Source organism: Bacillus sp. 5B6 (genome assembly GCF_000259405.1).
Classification (GTDB): domain Bacteria; phylum Bacillota; class Bacilli; order Bacillales; family Bacillaceae; genus Bacillus; species Bacillus velezensis.
In genome coordinates, this window is sequence record NZ_AJST01000001.1 from 784,686 (window position 1) to 807,758 (window position 23,073).

At 48.2% G+C, this 23,073-nt stretch carries 25 protein-coding genes; 12 read left to right on the forward strand and 13 right to left on the reverse strand.

Annotated features, from left to right (window positions below):
• Nucleotides 1-11: 11 nt before the first annotated feature.
• Entirely contained in the window at nucleotides 12-1,256 is a 1,245-nt protein-coding gene (locus MY7_RS03830) for a beta-ketoacyl synthase N-terminal-like domain-containing protein (protein WP_007610335.1), read from the forward strand.
• A gap of 231 nt (nucleotides 1,257-1,487) precedes the next feature.
• Nucleotides 1,488-2,876 carry a hemolysin family protein gene (locus tag MY7_RS03835; protein WP_007610337.1) on the forward strand — a complete coding sequence of 463 codons (1,389 nt, stop codon included), beginning with the start codon at nucleotides 1,488-1,490 and terminating at the stop codon, nucleotides 2,874-2,876.
• Between the two features lie 13 nt (nucleotides 2,877-2,889).
• On the opposite strand, the gene crcB is transcribed toward MY7_RS03835, so the two are convergent.
• Genes crcB through MY7_RS03850 form a run of 3 tightly spaced genes read right to left on the reverse strand, consistent with a single transcriptional unit; the run spans nucleotide 2,890 to nucleotide 4,359 of the window.
• Nucleotides 2,890-3,249, reverse strand: a complete 360-nt coding sequence (crcB, locus tag MY7_RS03840) for a fluoride efflux transporter CrcB (RefSeq protein ID WP_007610339.1) — start codon at nucleotides 3,247-3,249, stop codon at nucleotides 2,890-2,892.
• The gene (locus MY7_RS03845; protein ID WP_029325977.1) at nucleotides 3,246-3,641 is read right to left on the reverse strand and encodes a fluoride efflux transporter FluC; all 396 of its coding nucleotides are present in this window, start codon (nucleotides 3,639-3,641) and stop codon (nucleotides 3,246-3,248) included. The genes crcB and MY7_RS03845 overlap by 4 nt, the downstream gene beginning before the upstream one ends.
• Nucleotide 3,642: 1 nt before the next feature.
• Entirely contained in the window at nucleotides 3,643-4,359 is a 717-nt protein-coding gene (locus MY7_RS03850; RefSeq protein WP_007610342.1) for a glycerophosphodiester phosphodiesterase, read from the reverse strand.
• A 169-nt stretch (nucleotides 4,360-4,528) separates the two neighbouring features.
• On the opposite strand from MY7_RS03850, the gene MY7_RS19490 reads away from it, so the two are divergent.
• The 3 genes from MY7_RS19490 to MY7_RS03860 all read left to right on the forward strand — a co-directional run bounded on the left by MY7_RS19490 (nucleotide 4,529) and on the right by MY7_RS03860 (nucleotide 6,706).
• The gene (locus tag MY7_RS19490; protein WP_003155299.1) at nucleotides 4,529-4,633 is read left to right on the forward strand and encodes a YhdX family protein; all 105 of its coding nucleotides are present in this window, start codon (nucleotides 4,529-4,531) and stop codon (nucleotides 4,631-4,633) included.
• Nucleotides 4,634-4,795: 162 nt separating this feature from the next.
• Nucleotides 4,796-5,911: a mechanosensitive ion channel family protein gene (locus tag MY7_RS03855; RefSeq protein ID WP_015239489.1), complete on the forward strand. Its 1,116-nt coding sequence runs from the start codon at nucleotides 4,796-4,798 to the stop codon at nucleotides 5,909-5,911.
• Nucleotides 5,912-5,974: 63 nt separating this feature from the next.
• A complete protein-coding gene (locus tag MY7_RS03860) occupies nucleotides 5,975-6,706 on the forward strand; it encodes an NAD-dependent protein deacylase (protein WP_394852442.1) in 732 nt (243 codons plus the stop codon).
• Nucleotides 6,707-6,738: 32 nt separating this feature from the next.
• On the opposite strand, the gene MY7_RS03865 is transcribed toward MY7_RS03860, so the two are convergent.
• Nucleotides 6,739-7,587, reverse strand: a complete 849-nt coding sequence (locus MY7_RS03865; RefSeq protein ID WP_007610352.1) for a polysaccharide deacetylase family protein — start codon at nucleotides 7,585-7,587, stop codon at nucleotides 6,739-6,741.
• A gap of 256 nt (nucleotides 7,588-7,843) precedes the next feature.
• Here MY7_RS03865 and dat point away from each other — a divergent pair, with 256 nt between their 5' ends.
• On the forward strand, nucleotides 7,844-8,695 hold the full coding sequence (gene dat, locus MY7_RS03870; RefSeq protein WP_029325975.1) for a D-amino-acid transaminase: 852 nt from the start codon (nucleotides 7,844-7,846) through the stop codon (nucleotides 8,693-8,695).
• A 41-nt stretch (nucleotides 8,696-8,736) separates the two neighbouring features.
• Here the strand turns inward: dat and MY7_RS03875 are convergent, their stop codons facing one another.
• Nucleotides 8,737-9,321 carry a TetR/AcrR family transcriptional regulator gene (locus MY7_RS03875; RefSeq protein WP_007610356.1) on the reverse strand — a complete coding sequence of 195 codons (585 nt, stop codon included), beginning with the start codon at nucleotides 9,319-9,321 and terminating at the stop codon, nucleotides 8,737-8,739.
• Between the two features lie 108 nt (nucleotides 9,322-9,429).
• Between MY7_RS03875 and MY7_RS03880 the strand changes: the two genes are divergently transcribed.
• Entirely contained in the window at nucleotides 9,430-9,981 is a 552-nt protein-coding gene (locus MY7_RS03880) for a hypothetical protein (protein ID WP_007610358.1), read from the forward strand.
• A 38-nt stretch (nucleotides 9,982-10,019) separates the two neighbouring features.
• Here the strand turns inward: MY7_RS03880 and MY7_RS03885 are convergent, their stop codons facing one another.
• Nucleotides 10,020-10,520 (reverse strand): universal stress protein, encoded by a 501-nt coding sequence (locus MY7_RS03885; protein ID WP_003155289.1) that lies wholly within the window; start codon nucleotides 10,518-10,520, stop codon nucleotides 10,020-10,022.
• 421 nt (nucleotides 10,521-10,941) lie between these two features.
• Between MY7_RS03885 and MY7_RS03890 the strand changes: the two genes are divergently transcribed.
• Both MY7_RS03890 and MY7_RS03895 read left to right on the forward strand, forming a co-directional pair.
• A complete protein-coding gene (locus MY7_RS03890) occupies nucleotides 10,942-12,699 on the forward strand; it encodes an ABC transporter ATP-binding protein (protein ID WP_007610360.1) in 1,758 nt (585 codons plus the stop codon).
• The gene (locus tag MY7_RS03895; RefSeq protein ID WP_007610361.1) at nucleotides 12,696-14,717 is read left to right on the forward strand and encodes an ABC transporter ATP-binding protein; all 2,022 of its coding nucleotides are present in this window, start codon (nucleotides 12,696-12,698) and stop codon (nucleotides 14,715-14,717) included. The genes MY7_RS03890 and MY7_RS03895 overlap by 4 nt, the downstream gene beginning before the upstream one ends.
• 39 nt (nucleotides 14,718-14,756) lie before the next feature.
• Here the strand turns inward: MY7_RS03895 and MY7_RS03900 are convergent, their stop codons facing one another.
• The 6 genes from MY7_RS03900 to MY7_RS03920 all read right to left on the reverse strand — a co-directional run bounded on the left by MY7_RS03900 (nucleotide 14,757) and on the right by MY7_RS03920 (nucleotide 18,804).
• The gene (locus tag MY7_RS03900) at nucleotides 14,757-15,380 is read right to left on the reverse strand and encodes an NAD(P)-dependent oxidoreductase (RefSeq protein ID WP_029325974.1); all 624 of its coding nucleotides are present in this window, start codon (nucleotides 15,378-15,380) and stop codon (nucleotides 14,757-14,759) included.
• Nucleotides 15,381-15,408: 28 nt separating this feature from the next.
• Nucleotides 15,409-15,534 carry a hypothetical protein gene (locus MY7_RS19865; protein WP_007610363.1) on the reverse strand — a complete coding sequence of 42 codons (126 nt, stop codon included), beginning with the start codon at nucleotides 15,532-15,534 and terminating at the stop codon, nucleotides 15,409-15,411.
• 101 nt (nucleotides 15,535-15,635) lie between these two features.
• Complete coding sequence (locus MY7_RS03905; protein WP_007610368.1) at nucleotides 15,636-15,842, reverse strand: alpha/beta-type small acid-soluble spore protein; 207 nt, start codon at nucleotides 15,840-15,842, stop codon at nucleotides 15,636-15,638.
• Nucleotides 15,843-16,066: 224 nt separating this feature from the next.
• Nucleotides 16,067-16,282 (reverse strand): YheE family protein, encoded by a 216-nt coding sequence (locus MY7_RS03910; protein WP_012117190.1) that lies wholly within the window; start codon nucleotides 16,280-16,282, stop codon nucleotides 16,067-16,069.
• A gap of 82 nt (nucleotides 16,283-16,364) precedes the next feature.
• Nucleotides 16,365-17,723 carry a YheC/YheD family endospore coat-associated protein gene (locus MY7_RS03915; protein ID WP_007610372.1) on the reverse strand — a complete coding sequence of 453 codons (1,359 nt, stop codon included), beginning with the start codon at nucleotides 17,721-17,723 and terminating at the stop codon, nucleotides 16,365-16,367.
• Nucleotides 17,713-18,804 (reverse strand): YheC/YheD family endospore coat-associated protein, encoded by a 1,092-nt coding sequence (locus MY7_RS03920; RefSeq protein ID WP_007610374.1) that lies wholly within the window; start codon nucleotides 18,802-18,804, stop codon nucleotides 17,713-17,715. Before MY7_RS03920 ends, MY7_RS03915 begins: the two co-directional genes overlap by 11 nt.
• 237 nt (nucleotides 18,805-19,041) lie before the next feature.
• Here MY7_RS03920 and MY7_RS03925 point away from each other — a divergent pair, with 237 nt between their 5' ends.
• Together MY7_RS03925 and MY7_RS03930 are read left to right on the forward strand one after the other, a co-directional pair.
• Entirely contained in the window at nucleotides 19,042-20,175 is a 1,134-nt protein-coding gene (locus MY7_RS03925; RefSeq protein WP_007610375.1) for a DUF445 domain-containing protein, read from the forward strand.
• Nucleotides 20,176-20,260: 85 nt separating this feature from the next.
• Nucleotides 20,261-20,611 (forward strand): YlbF family regulator, encoded by a 351-nt coding sequence (locus MY7_RS03930; protein ID WP_014720937.1) that lies wholly within the window; start codon nucleotides 20,261-20,263, stop codon nucleotides 20,609-20,611.
• Between the two features lie 38 nt (nucleotides 20,612-20,649).
• Here MY7_RS03930 and MY7_RS03935 read toward each other — a convergent pair whose 3' ends face one another.
• Nucleotides 20,650-21,789, reverse strand: coding sequence for a DNA alkylation repair protein (locus MY7_RS03935; RefSeq protein ID WP_007610377.1), 1,140 nt, complete (start codon nucleotides 21,787-21,789; stop codon nucleotides 20,650-20,652).
• Nucleotides 21,790-22,172: 383 nt separating this feature from the next.
• On the opposite strand from MY7_RS03935, the gene MY7_RS03940 reads away from it, so the two are divergent.
• Complete coding sequence (locus MY7_RS03940; protein ID WP_012117197.1) at nucleotides 22,173-23,039, forward strand: Cof-type HAD-IIB family hydrolase; 867 nt, start codon at nucleotides 22,173-22,175, stop codon at nucleotides 23,037-23,039.
• Nucleotides 23,040-23,073: the final 34 nt, after the last annotated feature.

Sequence of the window (23,073 nt, forward strand, 5' to 3'; positions counted from 1 at the left end):
AGAACGGACAAATGTCGAGGAGAAATAATGGCACGTCAGACATCAGCATTACAGGAATCGGAGTCTTAACCGCGGTCGGACAAGGCAAGGAGGCGTTTCTCGATGCGCTCATGGAGGGGCGGCACGCCTTTGATGTGATGAAACGGCCCGGCCGGCAGAAAGGCAGTTCGTTTATCGGCGCGGAGCTTAGCGAATTAACGCCGCCGGACGCGCTGTCCAAGCGCTTGTACCGAAGGGCCGCATTATCAGGAAAGACGGCGCTTATCGCTTTATATGAAGCGTGGCATGACGCTCAATTAGACGGCGCTGACCACAGCCGCACCGGTCTGATCATCGGCGGCTCGAATATGACGCAGCGCGAATTGCTGCAGACCTTTGAGAAAAACGGTGAAAAACCGCAATTTGTAAATCCGACATACGGGCTTTCTTTTATGGATAGTGATTTGTCGGGGCTTTGTACGGAGCAATTCGGGATAAAAGGGCCGGCCTTTACGGTCGGCGGCGCGTCGGCAAGCGGCCAGGCGGCAGTTATCCAGGCTGCTCAAGGAATCAAAGGAGGCCTGTTTGACCGATGTATCGTGATCGGGGCGCTGGCCGATCTGTCGTACATGGAGTGTCATGCTCTCCGTTCTTTGGGAGCGATGGGCACTGATACATACGCTGAACGGCCTGAAGCCGCCTGCCGCCCGTTTGACCGGCATACGGACGGGTTTATATTCGGAGAGGCGTGCGGGGCGATTGTGCTAGAACGCGCTGAATCTGCCGAAGAGAGGGGCGCCCGTTCGTGGGCCGGCTTAAAGGGCTGGGGGATGGCTTCCGATGCGAACCGCAACCCGAATCCTTCAGCAGAGGGCGAAATGACGGTGATCCGCCAGGCGCTGGAGCGGGCCGGTCTTTCAGCAAAAGAGATCGATTACATCAACCCGCACGGCACCGGTTCACCGATCGGTGATAAGACTGAATGCCGGGCGCTTTCTGAAAGCGGCCTGTCGCACGCGCGGATTAATGCGACAAAATCGATTACCGGACACGGTCTGAGTGCGGCCGGAACGGTTGAAATCATTGCTGCTCTCTTGCAAATGCGGGAAAACAAGCTTCATCCGATCCGAAACTTAACGGAGCCGATTGACGATTCATTTCAGTGGGTGACCGACGGGCCGAGCGCCCATACCGTACACCATGCGTTAAGCTTAAGCATGGGATTCGGGGGGATTAATACGGCGCTTTGTTTAGAAAATCATTTCCGAAGCAGATAACGGCAGCCTTCTTTTTGAAGGCTGTTTTTTATATGATAAAAAAATCTGAAAATGATGAAAGAATGGAGTTGTGATACAATAAAATATACAAATTACAATCATGCTTTGACTTAGGAGGTGGCAGGATGGGGCCCTCTGTGTAGTCAATCACCCATTTCGTTCCTCTCGCTTAAGAAAAAACGATGAAATCAGGAGGTGACGTCCTTATCCTTCAATTCGGGATAAGGTGAAATGGACGATATTGACAGTTTGATTTTAATCGGTGTGCTCATTGCGTTAACGGCATTTTTCGTGGCGAGTGAATTTGCGATCGTCAGAGTGAGGAGATCCAGAATCGATCAGCTCATCTCAGAAGGGAACAGACGGGCGGTGCTCGCAAAGCGTATCATTACGGATCTTGATGAGTATTTATCCGCCTCGCAGCTTGGCATTACACTCACATCCATCGGGCTCGGCGTACTGGGAGAGCCTGCATTTGAGCGGATGCTTCATCCTGTGTTTCAGGGCATGGGGCTCCCGGATTCTGCTGAGCATGTGATTGCTTTTGCTGCGGCGTACGGTCTGATTACGTTTCTGCATGTCGTCGTCGGTGAGCTTGCGCCTAAAACGGTTGCGATTCAAAAAGCGGAAAAGCTGACGTTATGGATTGCCGGACCGCTTCGGTTATTTTACGTGTTCATGTTCCCGTTTATTTGGGTGCTGAACGGCTCCGCGAGAATTCTGACCGGTTTGGCCGGATTAAAGCCGGCATCTGAGCATGAAGGCTCCCACTCTGAAGAAGAGCTGCGGATCCTGCTGTCAGAAAGTTTAAAAAACGGAGAAATCAATCCGTCTGAATATACATTTGTGAATAAAATTTTTGATTTTGATAATCGGATCGCCAAGGAAATCATGATCCCGAGAAAAGAAATCGCGGCTGTTTCCACTGATATGGACGTGCCGGAAATGCTTGATATGATGCTGAAAGACAAATATACGCGCTGGCCAGTAACGGACGGGGACAAAGACAGTGTCATCGGCATGATCAATACGAAGCATCTCTTTTCAGATCTGCTGTTTATGACAGAAGATGAAAAAGCGGAAGTATCCATCACGTCTTACGTCCGCCCGGTGATTGAAGTCATCGAGACGATCCCGATACACGACCTGCTGATAAAAATGCAGAGGGAACGGATTCATTTGGCGATATTGTCTGATGAATACGGCGGAACGTCCGGTCTTGTGACGACCGAAGACATCCTTGAAGAAATCGTCGGCGATATCAGAGACGAATTTGATGAGGACGAACAGCCGCAGATTCAAAAGTTGTCCGAACGCCATTATGTGCTGGACGGAAAGGTTCGGATTGATCAGGTGAATCATCTTCTCGGCGCAGGAATTGAAGAGGAAGTCGACACGATCGGCGGTCTTGTGCTGAAACGGAATATTGACATCTGTGCGGGTGAGTCGATACAAATCGGGGGATACACTGCCCTCATATTAGAAATGGACGGCCGGTTTATTAAACAGCTTGAACTCAAAGAAGAACAGGGCCGCCCGGGCGGTCAGGGAACAATAAACCGCCAGCTGCCCGTGCCTGAAACGGTCATGCTTCATAACGCAACCTTGAGCGAAAAATAAGCTCAAGGTTTTTTTAAATGGACATGATAATGAAGCCGCACCAGAACCCCAAAAGGCTTCCGGCTGCTGAAACAGCGATGTAGAGCAGGCTTTCCTTTATGCGGTTGTTCATCATCAGCTGCACGGCTTCAATACTGAACGTGGAAAAGGTCGTAAACGCACCGAAAAAGCCTGTCGCGATGATGATGCCGGCAGAAGGATTATCCAGGCCCAGGCCGGTGAACATGCCGAGGCCGAAGGAGCCGAGCAGGTTGACCGCAGCCATTCCAAGCGGAATCGGAAAACCTTTTGTTCTTTCTGAAATTGTTTTACCCAGCAGAGACCGTAATACCGCTCCGATACCCGCTGCGATAAGCATCAGGACAATCGTCATGGTGTATCATGCCCCCTTCCCGCTGCGTGAAGGGCAATCCGCCGTCCCAAAAAAATGCCGGCGTATGCAAGGGCAAGACCAGCGAATAAAGTCGCGGCAGCATAACAAAAAGCCGCTGCGGGAGACGATTGCAGCAGAAAAATGGTTTCTTTTGCGAAGGTTGACATCGTCGTGAAACCTCCGCAAAAACCGGTTCCTAAAAAGGCGGTCAAAAGAGGGCGTTTAGCCCGAATGATGAAATAACCCGTAATAAGACCGAGTAAAAGGCTTCCCGCCGCGTTTTCGAGGAAAGTGGCCGCCGGGAAAGAACCGCTGTGAATGTGCGCGCTCATTTCAAAGCGGAGCAATGCGCCAAGCGCGCCTCCGATAAAAATTGCGATGTATTGTTTCATATCAGCCATCCTTAGAAATAAAATCCGGAAAATCAGTTACAATGCCGTCAACTGCCATCATTTGCAGCTTTTCGGCCGTCTTTTGATTTCTGACCGTCCAGGCAAATACTTTCAGGCCGTGTCTGTGAGCGGTGGAAATCAAGAACCGATTCAGACGGGTATATTTAATATTGACATAATTTACGGCTGATTTGTAGGCGTTCAGCTGGTTTTTGGAAAACATCCCAAAGCTGGGTCTTGCAATAATTGCAGTCGGAACGGACGGATACATGCCGTGAAAGGTCTGAATCGACTTGAGGCTGAATGATTGAACGATAGGGTGGATGGAAAAGGAAAACCTGCTTAACAGCTGGCCGACTGCTTTTTCAAGACCGACTTGAGAAACGTGCCCTTTCAGCTCAATTAAAAATCCGATTTCAGAATGATAACGCTTCAGAACCTCTTCGAGCAGGGGAATCCGCTCCCCTTTAAACTCAGCCCCATACCAGCTGCCGGCATCCAGAGACTGCAGCTTCTTCAGCGTAAAATCTTTTACAAAACCGGAGCCGTCCGTCGTCCGGTCGACTTTGTCATCATGGATGACGACAATCTGACCGTCTTTTGTGAGCTGGACGTCAAGCTCAATGAAATCAGCGTTCATTTCGGCAGCGATATCAAATGCCGCAAATGTATTTTCGGGCGCGTAACCGGAGGCGCCGCGATGAGCGATGGTATACAAGCTTGTCAGCTCCCCTCATGGGCATTTCTGTTATTATATCAGATTCGTATATGCACAGCGATTCAAACTGGTGAATGTGCAAAACAGTATTTTTTTGGAATAAAGATAGTGCTTTTTTCGGTTTACAATCCGCAGTGATGATTTATAATGGCAAAAAGGAGGCGAGATCATGGGAAAAGGGAGATTGAAAGTGGAAGAAAGAATTAAGGCCGAAACCGATGCTGAAATCCAAAAAGCGACTCTCCTGAAACAGACACAATCAAAGAAGAAATAGTGCCTGACCCTGTTGTATCTGGCTGAAAGATGAACGAATGTGTGAAAACCCCGGCTGTGCTCTGATGCCGGGGTTTTTCAGGCTGCCTAAAGACATTAAAAGAAGCTGATGTCCGAATGTTTTAGTATAATAGATTTTCGACAAGACAAAGGAGCATATGCCATGATGACACAATTTCAGAGCTTTTTTACGCTTGACCATATTTCGCAGATCAGTATCAGCATCGGAATTTTAGCGGCTTTTCTCGTTTTGAGAAAACTGTTTGTCAAATACTTTTTTCAGCTCATTTACAAATTGGCGAACAAGCCGAAAACCGACATATTCAAACAGATTGCCGTAGCGTTTGACAAGCCGGCCAGATGGTTTTTCGTGGCGCTGGGTCTGTTTTTGGCGATTGAGTATTCGCCGTTTTTAGACGGGCAGATGGACATTGTCAAAAAATTGTACCGCTCTCTGATCGTTGCGCTGATCGCCTGGGGGCTTTGCAATCTGACATCGGCGTCTTCGTTTTTATTTCATAAAGTCAATCAGCGCTTTGAGCTTGATATGGATGACATTTTGGCGCCGTTTTTATCCAAGGTGCTGCGCTTTGTCATTCTCGCGCTCAGCGTCAGTGTGATCGCGCAGGAATTCAATTATGATGTAAACGGGTTCGTGGCCGGACTCGGACTTGGCGGATTGGCCTTCGCGCTCGCGGCTAAAGATACGATCAGCAATTTTTTCGGCGGCATTATCATCATTACGGAAAAGCCGTTTACGATCGGCGACTGGGTCGAGACGTCATCTGTGACGGGGGGCGTTGAAGATATCACATTCCGAAGCACAAGGTTCCGCACGGCGCAGGGGGCGCTTGTTACCGTGCCCAATTCAACGCTGTCCATGGAAGCCATCACAAACTGGACGAGGATGACGAAGCGCCAGGTCACGTTTTCCGTTCGTGTTTCTTATGCGACACCGATTGATCGTTTAGAGCGGTGCATCACAAGGCTCAGAGAAATGCTTCGTGAACATGAAGGCGTGCATGATGATACGATTATGGTTAACTTTGACGTGTTTGCGGACAGCTATTATAATCTGTTTTTCAACTTTTACACAAAGACCATCGTCTGGGCGGAAAGCCTGGACGTGCGGCAGGATATCAACCGCCGGATTATTGATATTTTTGCTGAGGAAGGCGTGGAGTTCGCCTATCCGGGCCAGAATGTATTCGTAAAACAGAAAAGCCACGATGATCCGGTTCATGTGAAGGATCATTCCGGAGAAAAAGAACGGGCATAACAGGCGCCGTTCTTTTTTCATGATATGATAAAAAGAAAAGGCGGTGGAAGAGTGGAAGCGTTGATGACATTGATCAATCAGGCGGAACGTATCGTGGTGCTGACGGGAGCGGGAATGAGCACGGAATCCGGCATCCCTGATTTTCGTTCGGCGGGCGGTATATGGACCGAAGATACCTCCAGAATGGAAGCGATGAGCAGGGAATACTTTGAACGCCGTCCGCGTGAATTCTGGCCTAAATTCAAACAGCTCTTTCAGATGAAAATGAGCGGAAGTTATAAGCCGAATGCCGGCCATACGTATTTGGCGGATCTTGAAAAGCGGGGAAAGCAGGTAGACATTTTCACGCAGAATATTGACGGGCTGCATAAGAAAGCGGGAAGCAGCAGTGTCTATGAGCTTCACGGTTCAATTCAGACCGCCGCATGCCCCCGCTGCGGAGCGCGCTACGGGCTTTCTCATCTGCTGAAGGACGAAGTGCCGGAATGTACGGCGGAAATCGGTGATCATGCGGTATGCGGCACCGTATTAAAGACGGATGTCGTGCTGTTCGGCGATCTCGTTCAGCATTTTGAAACCCTTTATGAAAAGCTTGATAAAGCTGATCTTCTTCTTGTGATCGGCACTTCGCTTGAAGTGGCGCCGGCAAGGTTTGTCCCTGAGGATGCGGGCCGGATTCCCGGTTTGAATCAGGTGATCATTAACCTTGAGCCGACATATTGCGACCATTTATTTGATCTTGTCATCCATGAGAAGATCGGTGAATTTGCAAAACGGATCAGCGCCGCGACATAAAAAAGCCGGATCATATACAGATCCGGCTTTTCTTATTCATGGATGGGAATCATTTGATCCGTCAGAACATCAAAGGAGTAGCCCTGGGCTTTCAGTTTTTGGATCAGGCTAGGCAAAGCGTGCACCGTCGCAGGCAGATCGTGCATTAAAATGACATGCGGCCTGCTCGTATGAACGCTTTCCAAATATGCGAGCTGATTCAATACTTCCGGCACGTACCGTGCATTTTTGTACTTCCAGTCTTCACTGTCTATCGTCCAGTCCCAGTACACGAATCCGCCTTTTTCGAGATTCTTAATTTGGGCATCCGTCAATGACGGTTTACTGCCGTAAGGCGTGCGGACAAGATCCGTTTTTACTCCGGTGATTGCCTCGAGTGTATCGCGTCCCTGCTGCATTTCGTTCAGCGGTGATGTCGGTGTTTGATAAAACAGGTGATTATCGTGCGTCACGCCGTGCAGGCCGAGCGCGATCCCTTCCTGCTTCGCTCTTTGCACGGAATGCTGATAGGCTTTCATCCGCGGTTCAAGCATAAAAAAAGTGGCCTTTGCGCCATTTGCCTTCAATACATTCAACAGCTGTTCAGTATATGGAGACGGCCCGTCGTCGAAGGTTAAATATACCGTTTTTTTCCCTGGGTCACGCTCTCTCTGCAAATGTTTCATTAAGATGTCGGGAGAATCATTTTTCAGCCGCAGGCTTTCTGCTTCATCCCGAAGCTGCCCGTTTGCGGTCACGGTGACCTGTTTGTTTTTTGCGGCGGAAGCGGAATATCCCATTATGACGATTACCAGAAGCAGTCCGCACAAAACTGCTAAACTCGTAAGTTTAAAAGCCAATGAAAACAGAGAAGGGGAAGCACCTTCTTTTGTGTTGCGCATAACAATCTCTCCAGTAGCATAAGTTTCTGCATAATGCCGATAACAGCGGAGGCTTGCGAAGTGCCATAAGTTAACAGCATATGTATGTCGAATCAAGTATACAGGAACAAAACTGGAAAAGACATAGAAAAGATGTCGAATAATAAGATTTTAAGAAAAAAATAAACTCCGCAGCCGGCTCGTTCAGTATGATAGAATAGTTGACAATAACAGCTGAGAATGCACATCACGGCAGATAACGATGAGGAGGGTTTACATGAAGACATTAGTAAACGGCCAGTTGATTGATCGTGAAGAAGCGGCAGTTGATATTGAGGACCGCGGATATCAATTCGGTGACGGTGTGTATGAGGTCATCAGAGTGTATAACGGCGCCTTATTCGGTCTGCGCGAGCATATTGACCGTCTTTTCAGAAGCGCCGCAGAAATCGGCATCACCCTGCCTTTCTCCGCAGAGGACATAGAATGGGATCTGCAAAAGCTCGTACAGGAAAACAAACTCATTGACGGCGGGGTCTATATACAGACGACGAGAGGGAAGGCGCCGCGGAAGCACCAGTATGACGAAGGATTGGAACCGCAGACGACGGCATACACCTTTTCAGTGAAAAAACCGGAAAATGAACAAAAAGCCGGAGCGCAGGCCATAACGGCGGAGGACAAACGCTGGCTGAGGTGTGACATTAAGAGTCTGAATTTACTGTATAATGTGATGATTAAACAAAAAGCCTATGAAGCAGGCGCTTATGAAGCGGTGCTGATAAGGGACGGAGCGGTCACGGAAGGAACCTCTTCCAATGTATACGCCGTCATAAACGGCACTGTCCGGACGCATCCTGCAAATGAGCTGATTTTAAACGGCATTACGCGGATGAAACTGTTAGAGCTGATGAAAGAAAACGGGATTGAGGTGCGGGAGCAGGCTCTTACCGAAGACGAACTCAGGGATGCGGATGAAATTTTCATCTCGTCAACGACGGCTGAATTAATCCCGATCGTAACCCTTGACGGAAAACCGGTCGGAAGCGGAGTGCCGGGACCTGTAGCCAAAACGATTCAGGAGGCTTTTCAGTCGCACATTCAGCAGGAGCTCGGCGTTCAGTCATAAGCTGAAAAAAGGCCGGAACACATCCGGCCTTTTTGCTTCAGTCAGATAAAAAGAGATTCGATATGCTGAACGAGCACACGGGAGATCTTCTCTTTTGAAAGACGCTCAGGTTCAAGCATGGCATGCAGCGCCAATCCGTCGGCGATGGCGTACATTTTCTCCGCTTCGATCTCTTTATCAAGATTCGGTTTCAGAAGCTTATTTTCATCCAGCCAGTCAATCAGACTTCGGATATATGCCAAGATCCCGTCCTGCTGGGGTTGAAACTCTTCTCCCTTATGTCTGGCATAAGCTGTGAAAGCGAACCATACCTCCATTTCAGCCATCGTTTCTTCATCTGTCGGGATGATTTCAAGCATCAGACGCACCGCTTTTTCTTTCGGCGGCAGATCTTTCATGGCAACTTCGTTAATTCTGGCGGCCGCTTTTTCTTTTACGAGTGTCATCGCATACCCTAAAAGCTCATCCTGGGTGGTGAAATAGTGCCTCAGCGCGCCTAAAGAAAGACCCGCTTCCTGGGCGATGTTTCTCACTGTCGCTCCTTCCATTCCCCGCTCCAAAATCGTCCGCCAAGTGGCTTCGGCTATTTGTTTTCTTCTTTTTTCATGATCGATTATTTTAGGCATGGTTCCAGTGTAACAGGAAATATTTTTTCTTGCAATTTTGTAATACAGTTGTATTAAATAAAGAGCAGTGATACAATGCATTTTAGAAAACGATAAGGGGGAACCGGATTGAACGCGATTGCTTGGTTGATTGTCATTTGTGAGGCTGCTTTTTGGGCGGCTGTCATCTTTGGATTGGCGGCGCGCTATATATTCAGGCGGCAAAAGCTCGGAATGTTTTTTTTCGCTCTCATTCCTTTATTGGATGCCGTACTGTTTCTGGCGGCCGCAGCTGATTTATACAGAGGGGCGGCGGCGACTATGGCGCATGCGGTGGCGGCCATTTATATCGGAGTGTCTGTCGCCTTCGGGAAAAGCATGATTCAATGGGCGGATGAGCGGTTCCGCTATTATGTGGTCAAGGAAGGGGCAAAACCGGTCAGACGGTACGGACTGGATTATGCCAAACATTATGCAAAAGGGTGGGGAAGACATGTATTAGCATTTGTCATCGGCGGCGTTCTTTTAGCCGGAACGGTATTTCTCATTCAGGACGCTTCCCGCACCGAAGCGCTCAGCGTACTGTTAAAGGGCTGGTCTGTTGTATTGTGCATCGATTTTTTGATCATGGCGAGTTTTTTTGTGATGCCGAAAAAAAGAAGAAACAGCCGGGAGCTGTAAAAAAAGCAGCTTTTGATTAAGCTGCTTTACAGAAAGAATTATTTTACGATCAGCACGGGAATATCGGATTTCGATGACAGTTTTTCACTGACACTTCCGAATAAAAGTTTTTTCAGCCTGTTCTGGTCCCGGCTCCCCATGACGATCAAATCCGCCGATATACGGTCGGCATGCTCGATAATGGCATCAGCGGGGTCACCTTCTAAAATGTCGATATCCCCGTCAATCTGGCTGTCGTTCATCAGCATTCTCGCTTCCGCAACGATTTCTTCCGTACGGTCTTCATAAATCATCGGATCAGGGGAGATTCTTTCCGCCTGGAGCGGGTCAGGAACGCTTGCAATCCCGCCGCCGATATACGTTGCCCCGGCTCCCGGCCTCGGGGGATCAACAATCGTCTGGGTATCTTTTGCATTGTGGGAATGTACGACCGTTAAATCCGCGTGAAACGTTTTTGAAAGGTCTATGGCTTTTTGGAGCGCTTTTTTACTATCATCACTTCCGTCAAAAGCTGCTATCAACCGGTCCGCGTGAAACATCGGCCTCATCCTTTCAGTAAAAAAGGTTTGTTTTACAATACCCGAATGGCAGAAATGTAAAACCTGCATTGACAAAAAAAGGATTTGTTTATATGATGAAGGAACAATATAGGGAAAAAGGAGGTATGGATCATGTCAAAACTAATGCTTGTCAACTCATCTTCAGCTGAATACCGGCGTGACTCCCATACAGCTTCCGTTTTCTGAACATTTGCTTAAAAACGGGGCAGTCGCGCATAAACGGCGGGTCTGTACCTTATTTATAATAATAAGAGGCATGGAGCTGAGGCTTCATGTCTTTTTTTATACAAAAAAATGAAAGAAAGACAGGTGTGATGCATGTGGCGGTATTAGCGAAAACAATGAAAAACAATCCGGAAAAGCTTGAGGGCGGCTGATTGATGAAAGGGGATGACGGTATTTGTTTACTGTATTAAAAAAGCTCGCGTGGTTTTTTAAAGCCTATTGGCTGCGCTATACGACAGCGATTGTTCTGTTATTGATTGTGAATGTCATTGAAATGTTTCCGCCTAAACTTCTCGGTAACGCGATAGACGATATGAAGGCGGGCGTGTTTACAAAAAGCGGGATGCTGTTTTACATATGTGTTTTTCTCGCATTAACGGCAGCCGTCTATTTACTGTCTTATTTTTGGATGTATCAGCTTTTCGGCGGGGCGAATGTCATGGAGAAGATTCTCCGTTCAAAGCTGATGGGAAGGCTTCTTCAAATGTCACCGCCGTTTTACGAGAAATACAGAACGGGCGATTTAATGGCGCGGGGGACAAATGACTTGCAGGCCGTCAGTATGACGACGGGCTTCGGGGTCTTAACGCTCGTTGATTCGACGATGTATATGCTGACGATATTTTTGACAATGGGGCTTCTCATCAGCTGGAAGCTGACATTTGCCGCGATTATTCCGCTGCCGATAATGGCGGCTGCGGTCAGCCTGTACGGAAAAAAGATCCATGAGCGGTTTACGGAAGCGCAGGATGCTTTCGGATCATTAAATGACAAGGTGCTGGAGTCGGTATCCGGCGTCCGGGTCATCCGGGCTTTCGTACAGGAAAAAAATGATGTCAGCCGGTTCGGTGATATGACGGCGGATGTATATGAGAAAAATATGAAAGTGGCGTTTATCGATTCACTTTTTGAACCGACTGTGAAACTTCTCGTCGGCCTCAGCTATCTCATCGGTCTCGGCTACGGCGCTTATCTCGTTTTTCAAAACCGGCTGACGCTGGGAGAGCTGGTATCGTTTAACGTGTACCTCGGAATGATGATCTGGCCGATGTTTGCGATCGGAGAATTAATCAATATCATGCAGCGCGGAAATGCCTCCTTGGATCGTGTGAATGAGACGCTTTCCTATGAGCCTGACGTGACAGGACCCAAGCATCCCGCCGGCATAAAGGAGCCCGGGCGTCTTGTTTTTGAACAAGTGACTTTCACGTATCCGAGCGGAGCGGGACCGGCGGTTTCTGATGTATTTTTTTCCGTAGAAAAAGGGCAGACACTCGGCATCGTCGGGAAGACGGGAAGCGGAAAGACGACGATCATTAAGCAGCTGTTGCGTGAATATCCGCCCGGGGCGGGAGCAATCACGTTTACAGGCGTTCCGATTCAAGAGATTCCGCTCGAGGAGCTCCGCGGGTGGATCGGCTATGTGCCGCAGGATCATATTTTATTTTCAAAGACTGTAAAGGAGAATCTGCTTTACGGCCGGCAGGATGCAAACGAAGAGGAAATCGGCAGCGCGCTGAAAGATGCGCATTTTGAAAACGATATCGGCATGCTTTCCGACGGGCTTGAGACGCTTGTCGGCGAGAAGGGCGTAGCGCTCTCTGGCGGACAAAAGCAGCGCATCTCAATTGCGAGAGCGCTTTTGACCGATCCTGACATTCTCATATTAGATGATTCGCTTTCTGCCGTAGACGCGAAAACGGAAGCCGCCATCATTGACAGCATCCGTAAAAAACGGCGGCATAAAACAACGATTATCACCACCCACCGGCTCTCGGCAGTTGAACACGCAGATCTCATTCTCGTCATGGATGAAGGCCGGGTGTCTGAAAGAGGCACGCACCGGGAGCTATTGGCGCAGAACGGCTGGTATCGAAAACAATATGAGAGGCAGCAGCTGTCCTCTCTTGAAGAAGGGGGGACGGGCGCATGAAGACCGGAAGAAGATTATGGAATTACGCGCTTCAATATAAGAAGCTGCTGATATGGGCGGTCGTCCTGCTCATTATTGCGGTCGGCACTGAGCTGACCGGCCCGTTTATCGGAAAAAAAATGATTGACGACCACATTCTCGGCATTGAAAAAACATGGGTTAAAGCCTCTGCGGACGATCCGGACGCCGTCAGGTTCCGGGGGCATGATTATGTCAGGGAGGACCGGCTCAAACCGGGGGCGGACAAAACCGGAGAGGCGCACATTTATCAAGTCGGTGCGGGCTACTATTTTGTTGACCGTCCCGTCAGTTTTGACGGAAACCGTTCGGTGTCTGACGGCCGGCTGACAATATCAAACGGTAAAGAAAGCAGGTCATATCCCGCCATTACGTTATCAAGACAGGAGATTTTTCAATTTTACCGTCCGGAAATAAAAGGATTGCTGACGCTGACCGCCATTTACGCGGGACTGCTCATGTTTTCCGTATGTTTTCATTACGGCCAGCATTATCTGCTGCAGATGGGAGCGAACCGGATCATACAGCGCATGAGGCAGGATGTATTTTCACACATTCAGAAAATGCCGATCCGCTACTTTGATAATCTGCCTGCCGGAAAAGTCGTGGCCCGCATTACGAATGACACAGAAGCGGTCAGGGATTTATATGTAACGGTGCTGTCGACATTTATCACAAGCGGCGTTTATATGCTCGGCATTTTTACAGCGCTGTTTATGCTTGACGTCAGGCTGGCCGCCGTTTGCCTGCTGATTATTCCGATTTTAATGATCTGGTCGGTTGTGTACCGCAAATACGCATCCGTCTTCAACCAAAAAATCCGTTCCATTAACAGTGACATCAATGCGAAAATGAACGAGTCCATTCAAGGAATGCCGATTATTCAGGCGTTCCGCCGCGAGAAGGAAACGATAAAGGAATTTGAAGAATTGAATGAAGCTCATTTCCGCTACAAAAACAAAATGCTGTCCTTAAATTCCCTCATGTCCCACAGTCTTGTCAATGTGTTGCGCAATCTGGCGTTTGTCGGGCTGATCTGGTATTTCGGGGGCGCGAGTCTGAGTGCGGCTGGAATTGTTTCAATCGGTGTTTTATATGCATTTGTTGATTATTTAAACCGTTTGTTCCAGCCGGTTACGGGGATTGTCAACCAATTTTCAAAGCTTGAATTGGCCCGTGTCTCTGCCGCCAGGGTATTCGAGCTTTTACAGGAGGAGGAAACGGAAGAAGAAGGCGCTCCCGCAGACAGAAAGGCGAAAGGAACTGTGGAATTCCGCGATGTTTCTTTTGGATATCGAAAGGGAGAAGAGGTGCTGAAACACATCAGCTTTACAGCTGAAAAAGGGGAGACGGTCGCCCTCGTCGGCCATACGGGGTCCGGCAAAAGCTCCATCCTGAATCTTCTGTTCCGTTTTTATGATGCTCAAAAAGGGGATATTCTGCTGGATGGTCAGAGCATATACGGCATGTCAAGGCAGGAGCTGAGGTCGCATATGGGCATTGTGCTGCAAGACCCGTATCTTTTCTCGGGCACGATCGGCTCCAATGTGACGCTCGATGATCAGCGTATTTCTCTGGAGCAGGCGGAAGAAGCGCTTCGCCAAGTCGGTGCCGCAAGCCTTCTGCAATCTTTGCCGAAGGGCATTAGAGAGCCCGTCACCGAAAAAGGCGGCACACTGTCCTCAGGCCAGCGTCAGCTGATTTCTTTTGCAAGAGCGCTTGTGTTCGATCCGGCCATTTTAATTTTGGATGAGGCGACGGCGCACATTGACACCGAAACAGAAGCAGTCATTCAAAAAGCGCTGCAAGTGGTTCAAGAAGGGCGCACGACATTTATTATCGCCCATCGGCTTTCCACGATCAGACACGCCGACCAGATTCTCGTGCTGGAAAAGGGCCGCATCATTGAAAAGGGAAGCCATGACGAATTAATGGCGCAAAAGGGGCAGTACCACCAAATGTATGAATTGCAGAAAGGAACTGCGAAGTCCGCGGTGTAATCGGAAAGGGTGAATCTAAAGATTCGCCCTTTTTTTCATTCAGTAAGCCAGTCCCACCCGTTTTCTGACAAACTGAGGGCTGATCAGCTCATGGTACAGAAAATGCGCCGTGTCTCCGACGGTGATTTCAGCGCCGTCTTCAGGAAGGCGATCCTGTTCGAACCGGTAAACTCCGGCAGCATCTCCGTCAGGAAGGTAGGTGGGACAGATGATCGTCCAGTCAAGATCCTCTGCCAGCAGCATCTCGTATACGCGGGCGTGTTCCTTTGCGGCTCTTGTTGATTTTCGTTTTGATTCTGCCGATTCAAAACGGTATTGATCAGGCATAAGCCGTGACTGAAGGATACCCGCGGTTCCGATCGTAATCAGACGCTGAACATGATGCCATTTCATGCTGTCTATTATATGGGTCATAGCGGCTGAAAGGGTATCGTCACCGTCCGTGCCGAGACAGCTCACGACTGTGTCCGCTTTGGAAATCAATCGGCTTACATCTTCCCGCCGCCTCGCATTCCCTGTTATGATTTGTTTTTCAGGAATGGGAAGAAGGACTGTTCCGGCTGATCTGACAAGAGCGAATATCTCCATATGTCCATGTTTCTGCGCTTCTTTTATAAAAGCCTGTCCTACTCTTCCCGTTGCTCCGAGTAAAGCGATGTTCATGTAAAAAACCTCCTCGCCGCTCATTATATCATTCAAAGCAGCGGGGAAAAGAATACCTGTGAATAAACGGGAAATGGTGGGCAACATATTCATTGACCAAAGAAACACTTACGAACTGAAACAGCTCCCAATTGACTGAGGCAATGAATGACATGTTTTCCCTCCTTTTTTCCTAGGGTATGTGGAATAGGAAAAAAGGGTGACGGCATAAAAGAAGACGCGGTATCCCGCGCCTTCTGTAAGCCATTTATTGAGTTATTGTACGCCTTGGCCGCCCATGTTCTGCTGTGCGAAAGATACTAAACGTTTAGTGATTTCTCCTCCGACAGAACCGTTTGCACGAGAAGTTGTTTCTCCGCCAAGGTTTACGCCGAACTCAGAAGCAATTTCGTATTTCATTTGGTCGATTGCTTGAGCAGCGCCGGGTACTACTAGTTGGTTTGAAGAGTTGTTGTTTGCCATTTGTATGATCTCCTTTATAAAGTAGTATGGTTGGGTTTGCTGGAATTGCACCAGCCGATGGTTTTCGGAATGAAAACCATTGCCAGCTCGGCTTCACCCAATGCTGTTTGCCGCTTTGTACTACGTATTATGGTGAATCAAACGGCATCTCATTCGGAAAACGGTGTGGTAAATAGCGGAAGGAAAAAGAAAAGCCCAGCCTAGTGCGGCTGAGCTTTTAGCTTTCAGTCATATATGTGATAAAGCATTAATTCATGCAGCTCTTTTACGAGAGCCGGCTCTTCTTTTCCCGGATGTGTGTGTCCCCATTCAATGTCTCCGGACTTATGGTAAATCCCTTCGTAATGCGTACCCTGCCAATAAAATGAAATCCGCCATCCGGGCAGTTTCTCTTTTTTGAATAACGGTTTCCAGCTGAAGTGCGAAATCATGACGTTCACGCTCCTTATGGGAAATGTTGATCTTGTTCATTGTAGCTCATCGTTCATTGCCTGTCCCGGGTAAACCTAAAAAAAGACAGCCTCACCGCCAAAGTTTTTCCGGGGCGGTGATGGACCGTTCTGATAAATACGACGCGTATTCAAAATTTCTCCGTTTTGTCAGGTAATCGACCGATCTCAGCTTTGGATGGGAAAAAATGCTGCGCCCGGGGCGGGAATTGGCTTCAAACATCCAAACTTTCCCTGAATGATCGACGCCGAGGTCAAAACCGATTTCGCCGATAAAACCTTCAATGTGCTCATTTAACACGCGGCTGACCGCCAAGGCGGCTTTAGAAAGTTTCCGCATCATGCCGACTCTCTCTCGCGGATCGCCGTATAATTCAGCTAACGTCATGACTTCTCCGCCGGTTGCCAGATGCGTCGTGATGCTGTTTTCACCGGAAATTTTTGCCGCAATGGCCGTCACTGTCCATTTCCCCTCGGCGTTTTTATTCGTGTGCACCCTGAAATCGACGGGGCGCCCATCCAGCCGGATCAGGTCAATGCCTTGCTGAATTAAAAATGCGGACGGGTCATTGTTTTCTTTAAATGATGTCATGAAGGATGCCGCATCTGAATACTCTGCCGTCACCACCGTTTTTTCCTCATTCGTGTGTTTGACAGATAAGCCGGCATCTGTTTTTTCCACCTTGTAAATCCCCGTGCCGAGTGCGCCGTCTGCAGGTTTGATATAGACGGTGCCAAATGTGCTGCATAACGTCTCTAACGCTTCCGCATTCGGGTGCAGGACAGATTTTGGCAGAAGTGAAGCGGTGAGACTGTTTTTTTCCAGAAGCTTATGAATGTCCCATTTATTAAAGAATTGCGGATTAAACCACGGAATCTGATAGTCATTCATCAGCCTCTGTTTTGTCTGCTGTAAAAGCGGAACTTCTTCTGTTTTTCGGCTCGGGAGCCTGTCATATACGACATTCGGAAGCGGGACGGCCGTCCGTTTCCAGCTGTTTTCTTTATAAATCAGCGCTTGGACGGTGCCTTCTTCCCAGTTGATCTGATGGGCCCCGAAAACGAAACAATATCCGTTCGCCTGTTCATGAAGAGAGAGCATCTTGGAAAAGAAGGCTGTACGGTCTCTTAACGGGCGGGACGGCGATGATGTGAACCCGGCTGTGAAAACGCCGATCAACGGTCCGATGTGCACCGTCTGGCCGTGTATGAGAAAGTCAGCCCGGCTTTTATGCGGTATCAACAGCTCCTCAAACAAATCTTCAGAAAGGAGCGCGCTTTTTTCAAGTGATTGAGAAAAGGCTACACGGCATTTGACAACCTTGGTCCCGAAGGCAGCGGATAAAAGCCCTTCCCGTTTCATGGAGGAGGGGAGAAACAGCGTATTTTTGCTTTTTTTATCGATGCCGACAATCATCCCTTTATGATTCACGCGGTAATACTCCTTTCCGGCTTTCCTGTGACTGCAGTTCTCGGAAGCGTCTCAGCGGACTCGTATACAAATCCTCTTTCGCCTCCGGAGCCACGCTTAAAATAGCTTTCCGTCCCGGCTTTGAGTTGACATCCAAAAGCCAGATGCGTCCGTCTTTGGCGTAACAAATATCGAGCCCCAGCTCAAACAGCGGACCGAACCGTTCGTCAAGGAAATAAGGGACGGATTGGGTGATCGAAAAGACATCATCCAATAAAACGGCCTGCTGCTTTCTCGGAATTTCCTCAAACCATGTGTCAAACTTAATCGGTTCGGATCCTCCGGGCAAATGAGATAAAAGACCGTTCTGATAACCCCTTCTGACCGCTTTTCCGACCGTTTCCCAAACGCCTGACTCAGTTTTGCGCATGAAAATGCGGATGTCGCACGGATGCCGCTCTTTATCCTGGATATTTAAATAGGATTGAAGCAAATAGCGGTGCTGCAGCACTTTTTTGCACCAAGACTTAAAAGACACGTGATTGGAAAATGATTTTGTTTGTTTGTTTTTTCCGATATAGTAAGTGGCCGTAATTGATTTTTTGCCTGTTTCAAGCAGGATGATGCCTCTGCCTCCCGCGCCGAAAGCGGGCTTAAGTATACATGCCTTTTCCTTGGCTAAGTATGATTGCACCTGTTCATAGCGGCTGATTTCGGCCGTTTCAGGAATATAGGGACTGATCAGATGATGCTTTTGGAGCGCATCCGTGATCGTCCATTTATCAGGAAGCCCCCGGCCGATAAATTCCGTTTTCGGATATTTTTTCAGCCATTCGACGATCGGTTTGGCTTTTTGCGCTTCAGCGGATTTTCCGTAAAAACAGCGGTCGTAAATATATTCGGGAATATCGATTTCCGTTTCGTTCCACTTTCCGCTTTGCGGGTGATAGACGAGCGCTTTCACGCGCAAAGAATCCGGAAATATATCAAACGGTGTAAAGCGGGCTAAGCGCACATTATATTGAGGCGCTCTTTCAGCCAATTCCCCGGCGTAATCTTCCTCGTGCCGGCGGGATACAGACATAAAACCGAGTGTTGTCATATTATTACTCCCCCTTTATTCAAAAAGCCGCTGATGGAACGGCCCTTCCATCCAATAAATATGCTAAGCGCGTTATAAAAGATGATCTACTGTAAAGAGTACGAAACAGCATCTTGCCTTATTCCTCACAAACAACAATTCAGGTTCTTCATTTGCCCGCATGCCCGCCAGCCTCTATAATACGAATAGATATATCATCAAGAAAATAGAACATAAGATGGAGGCAGAAGAAAAGGAATGGGCATAGCAGGAACGTTTCTATTTATGATTGTGATCGGAGCCGCGATCGGCGCGGTGACGAATCATCTTGCCATTCAGATGTTATTTCGTCCGTACCGGCCGTATTACCTGTTCGGAAAACGGGTTCCGTTTACCCCGGGGCTGATCCCGAAAAGGCGGGATGAATTGGCAAAACAAATGGGGCTCATGGTGACGAACCACCTTTTAACCCCGGAAGGAATAAAAAAGCGGCTGTTGTCAGATACCGTTAAAAACCAGGCGCTTCTTTTCGCCGAACAATTCACACAAAAAATGGCCGCTTCCGAGATGACGGTGCATGAAGCTTTGGCTGCAGCGGGCATCCGGAATCCGCAGGAAAAGACGGATGCCTGGATTGACCGTTTTACCGATGAAAAGCTTTCGGAACTGTACCGGAAATATGAGCACCGCGCCATAAAAGACTGGCTTCCTGATGAGCTTCAGGAAAAGCTGGATGAAAAAGTCCCGCTGGCCGCAGATTATATTCTGAAGCGGAGCATTGATTATTTTGAGAGCGAAGAAGGGAAAGACAGGCTCGGAAATATGATTGACGACTTTTTGAATTCCCGGGGGATGCTCGGCAGCATGGTGCAGATGTTCCTCGGCAATTCAAGCTTGGCAGATCGTGTGCTGCCTGAGCTGTTAAAGTTTTTGCGCAATGAGGAAACGAAAAAGCTTCTGGCTGATCTGCTTTCTCAAGAATGGGGCAAGCTCAAATCTTATACACTTTATGAGGCCGATGAAAAGTGGAATGCGAAAGATCTGCTGTTCAGCATGAAAAAGCGGGCTTTGGCCGCACTTCAAACCGCGCCCTTTTTCGAATGCCGGCTCGGTGACATCATCTCCCGTTATGAAGGGGAGATTACGGGAACGTACGCGCCGAAGCTGCTTGATGCGGCACTCGGCAGTATTGCCGCTCATTTGGAGGATGTGCTGAAACGGCTGCGTCTTGAGGAAGTGGTCAAAGAGCAGGTTGATCAGTTTCCCGTTGAACGGCTGGAGGAAATGGTGCTGTCGATTTCCAAGAGAGAATTTAAGATGATAACGTATTTAGGCGGTCTGCTCGGCGGGATGATCGGAGCAATTCAGGCTTTGTTTGTCATTCTTTTCTAAGGAAAACATACGCCGATGATGAAAGTCGCTCCGCAGTCTGTTATAGTGGAGTGGTATGTCCGAAAGGAAGAAAGGAGCGGTTATTATGGCAGTTCATTTTTATGATGCAGCATATGATCTTGAAAAAGCTTTGCGAAACAGTGATGAATACAGCCGTCTGAGAGGGCTTTATGATCAAGTAAACGCAGATGAATCCGCAAAACGCATGTTTGATAACTTCCGCAATGTACAGCTGCAGCTGCAGCAGAAACAGATGTCAGGTGAAGAAATCACTCAGGAAGAGGTAGAGCAGGCACAAAAAACGGTTGCTCTCGTACAGCAGCATGAATTGATTTCTCAGCTGATGGAAGCGGAACAGCGCATGAGCATGCTGATCGGCGAGTTAAACAAAATCATTATGAAACCTCTTGAAGAGCTTTACGGCAGCCCGGAATAAGCTCCAAACCCCTCCATCTATGAAATGGAGGGGTTTTTTTATTCAACAGAAAAATCAAGCGAACCTTTTACCGTACCGTTAATGATGACAGACAGAGTGTGAATTCCCCGATAATGCTTGCGGGTGGTTAAATCTTTAAGGGAATGATGTTTGCTGAAGGCTTTTACGTCTCCGTTATCCATGGCGGACTCCGACATCTTAAACACCTTGCGGCTGCGGTGCCCCCTTTTCTTTACAAAATCAATCGCGTATTCAACCCTGACTTTTTGCCGGGCGGATGAGCGGATCTGAAAAGAAAAATGTATGCTTGTTCCGATGGCGGCCGTTTCCGAATTCAATGTAAAACGTTCCAATGAAATCCGGGAGGCGTCTTCAAACCCGAAAACTGCAAGCGCCTGTTTGTCTCCTCTTTTTAACAGTGTCCTGCAGGCGTGCTTCAAAATCCAGTCCGTGTGCGGACAGCTTCCGAACCGCTCGGCTGCGATCTGTGCCAGAAGATCCGGATGTGTTTTGGAGATGTCATTCAGGTTATTCGCCACGCTTTTTCTGACATATAACGAGTCATCCTGCATCAAGCGGTCCAGAACAGGGAGAATCGGAGAAGGATCGTCAAGAAGAGCCGGAATGGAGATTCCCCACGGCAGGCGCGGTCTTGAGCCTTCGCTGGCAAGCCTTCTGACATGTTCGTCCGGATGCTCCGTCCAGGAAAGGAACTCTTTGAACATCCGCTCCCGGTCAAGCCTGATATACGGGCGGACCGCAAATTCGGAAGTGGAAAAACGAGTGAAATACTGAAGCGCCTTCATGGATTCGTCCCAGTGATCCGTTCCGTACTGTTGGACATAATCGGGAAAAATAATCCCGGCGAGCCCTGAGAAGCGGGGAGCTGTCTCATATAAGACGTCAAGCGCCCGTATGTAATCCTTCGGCAGTGTTTCATATAGAGAGTCTGTGATCCGGCGCATCCGCTGTTTTAACGTCAGTCCGGACCAATCTTCCTGAAACATCAGCGCCCGGCACTTGTCCCGCTCAAAAGCCGGATACGCCGATTTGATTCTGTTCAGAAGTGCTTCTGCAAATTCTTCGTTATAAATATCTTTTAATAGAGACATGACAGTCACCGCTTTTTTTCTTTTATTATATGAGAATGTATGTTCTCTTTCAACTTTATCATACATTCAGCATAGATATTTCCTCTAATTTTTTTAGTTAAAAAAACCCTTGTTTTTTAACAATATAATTGAGATAATAACTCTGAAAGCGCCTACACTTACAGATGATCTAAGGATACGGTCGCCTATACTGCCTGGTATGTTAAGGGGTAGCAACAGAGAGTAAGTGAAACGAGCGCATCAACGGTCAAATAAGGGGTTCCTGATATATTTCGTAAATAGAAATACACATTGGGGAGAAGGCAGCAAATCGATCGTATCCCAACAAAACGACAGTTCAAAGTCTGCTTGAGGCAGGCTTTTTTGCTGCGGAGAAAAGGTTGTTCTAAACAAAGAGACAGGGTCATATCCTAATGACAAGTACAGTCATCAAGGAGGGGGACTTCTCTGTGTCAAAACAAATGCTGGCGTTAAATATAGACGGAGCGCTTCTTCGCTCCAACGGCAAACTTCATCAGACGACAAAGGATGCCATCGAATACGTCAAGAAAAAAGGAATTTACGTCACACTGGTCACAAACCGCCATTTTCGCTCCGCTCAAAAAGTGGCGAAAATATTAAAGCTGAATGCAAAATTGATTACCCACAGCGGCGCATACATTTCTGAAAAAATAGATGAGCCGTTTTTTGAAAAGAAAATATCAGAAGATCACACGTTTAATATCGTTCAGGTGCTGGAAAGCTATCCATGCAATATCCGGCTTCTTCACGAAAAATATTCGATCGGAAACAAGAAGAAAGTGAACTCCAATCTGGTCGGGAAAACGATGATTCACCCGTCTGACCCGATTTTTTATCCGGTGCAGTTTGTCGAATCATTAAGTGACCTGCTCCTTGATGAGCCGGTTTCAGCGCCCGTCATTGAAGTGCATGCCGAAGATGGCCTGCAGGCTGATATAACGGATACGATAATGAAAGCATTCCCGGCCGTCGATGTGATCCGCGTCAACGGAGAAAAGCTGAACATCGTGCCTAAAGGGGTTTCAAAAGAAAGCGGACTTTCGATGGTCGCCGCTGAACTCGGGCTTTCAATGGAAGAGGTTGTGGCTATCGGCCATCAGGAAGATGATCTGCCGATGATCGAGCTGGCCGGTCTCGGCGTCGCGATGGGGAATGCCTCAAATGAATTAAAAAGAAAAGCGGACTGGGTGACAAGGTCAAATGATGAACAGGGAGTCGCCTATATGATTAAGGAATATTTCCGCATGCAGCACCGCAAAGGCTTTCTCGATAAGTTCCATATGAAACGGCCGTAATCAAGAGCCGCAGACGCGAAACGCCTGTCTGCGG

What these genes read in the sequence shown, in the direction of transcription:
- MY7_RS03830 (WP_007610335.1), top strand. Translation starts at nt 12, where the DNA reads ATGTCGAGGAGAAATAATGGCACGTCAGACATCAGCATTACAGGAATC.
- MY7_RS03835 (WP_007610337.1), top strand. Translation starts at nt 1,488, where the DNA reads ATGGACGATATTGACAGTTTGATTTTAATCGGTGTGCTCATTGCGTTA.
- crcB (WP_007610339.1), bottom strand. Translation starts at nt 3,249, where the DNA reads ATGACGATTGTCCTGATGCTTATCGCAGCGGGTATCGGAGCGGTATTA.
- MY7_RS03845 (WP_029325977.1), bottom strand. Translation starts at nt 3,641, where the DNA reads ATGAAACAATACATCGCAATTTTTATCGGAGGCGCGCTTGGCGCATTG.
- MY7_RS19490 (WP_003155299.1), top strand. Translation starts at nt 4,529, where the DNA reads ATGGGAAAAGGGAGATTGAAAGTGGAAGAAAGAATTAAGGCCGAAACC.
- MY7_RS03855 (WP_015239489.1), top strand. Translation starts at nt 4,796, where the DNA reads ATGATGACACAATTTCAGAGCTTTTTTACGCTTGACCATATTTCGCAG.
- MY7_RS03860 (WP_394852442.1), top strand. Translation starts at nt 5,975, where the DNA reads ATGACATTGATCAATCAGGCGGAACGTATCGTGGTGCTGACGGGAGCG.
- MY7_RS03865 (WP_007610352.1), bottom strand. Translation starts at nt 7,587, where the DNA reads ATGCGCAACACAAAAGAAGGTGCTTCCCCTTCTCTGTTTTCATTGGCT.
- dat (WP_029325975.1), top strand. Translation starts at nt 7,844, where the DNA reads ATGAAGACATTAGTAAACGGCCAGTTGATTGATCGTGAAGAAGCGGCA.
- MY7_RS03875 (WP_007610356.1), bottom strand. Translation starts at nt 9,321, where the DNA reads ATGCCTAAAATAATCGATCATGAAAAAAGAAGAAAACAAATAGCCGAA.
- MY7_RS03885 (WP_003155289.1), bottom strand. Translation starts at nt 10,520, where the DNA reads ATGTTTCACGCGGACCGGTTGATAGCAGCTTTTGACGGAAGTGATGAT.
- MY7_RS03895 (WP_007610361.1), top strand. Translation starts at nt 12,696, where the DNA reads ATGAAGACCGGAAGAAGATTATGGAATTACGCGCTTCAATATAAGAAG.
- MY7_RS03900 (WP_029325974.1), bottom strand. Translation starts at nt 15,380, where the DNA reads ATGAACATCGCTTTACTCGGAGCAACGGGAAGAGTAGGACAGGCTTTT.
- MY7_RS19865 (WP_007610363.1), bottom strand. Translation starts at nt 15,534, where the DNA reads ATGTCATTCATTGCCTCAGTCAATTGGGAGCTGTTTCAGTTCGTAAGT.
- MY7_RS03905 (WP_007610368.1), bottom strand. Translation starts at nt 15,842, where the DNA reads ATGGCAAACAACAACTCTTCAAACCAACTAGTAGTACCCGGCGCTGCT.
- MY7_RS03920 (WP_007610374.1), bottom strand. Translation starts at nt 18,804, where the DNA reads ATGACAACACTCGGTTTTATGTCTGTATCCCGCCGGCACGAGGAAGAT.
- MY7_RS03925 (WP_007610375.1), top strand. Translation starts at nt 19,042, where the DNA reads ATGGGCATAGCAGGAACGTTTCTATTTATGATTGTGATCGGAGCCGCG.
- MY7_RS03930 (WP_014720937.1), top strand. Translation starts at nt 20,261, where the DNA reads ATGGCAGTTCATTTTTATGATGCAGCATATGATCTTGAAAAAGCTTTG.
- MY7_RS03935 (WP_007610377.1), bottom strand. Translation starts at nt 21,789, where the DNA reads ATGTATGATAAAGTTGAAAGAGAACATACATTCTCATATAATAAAAGA.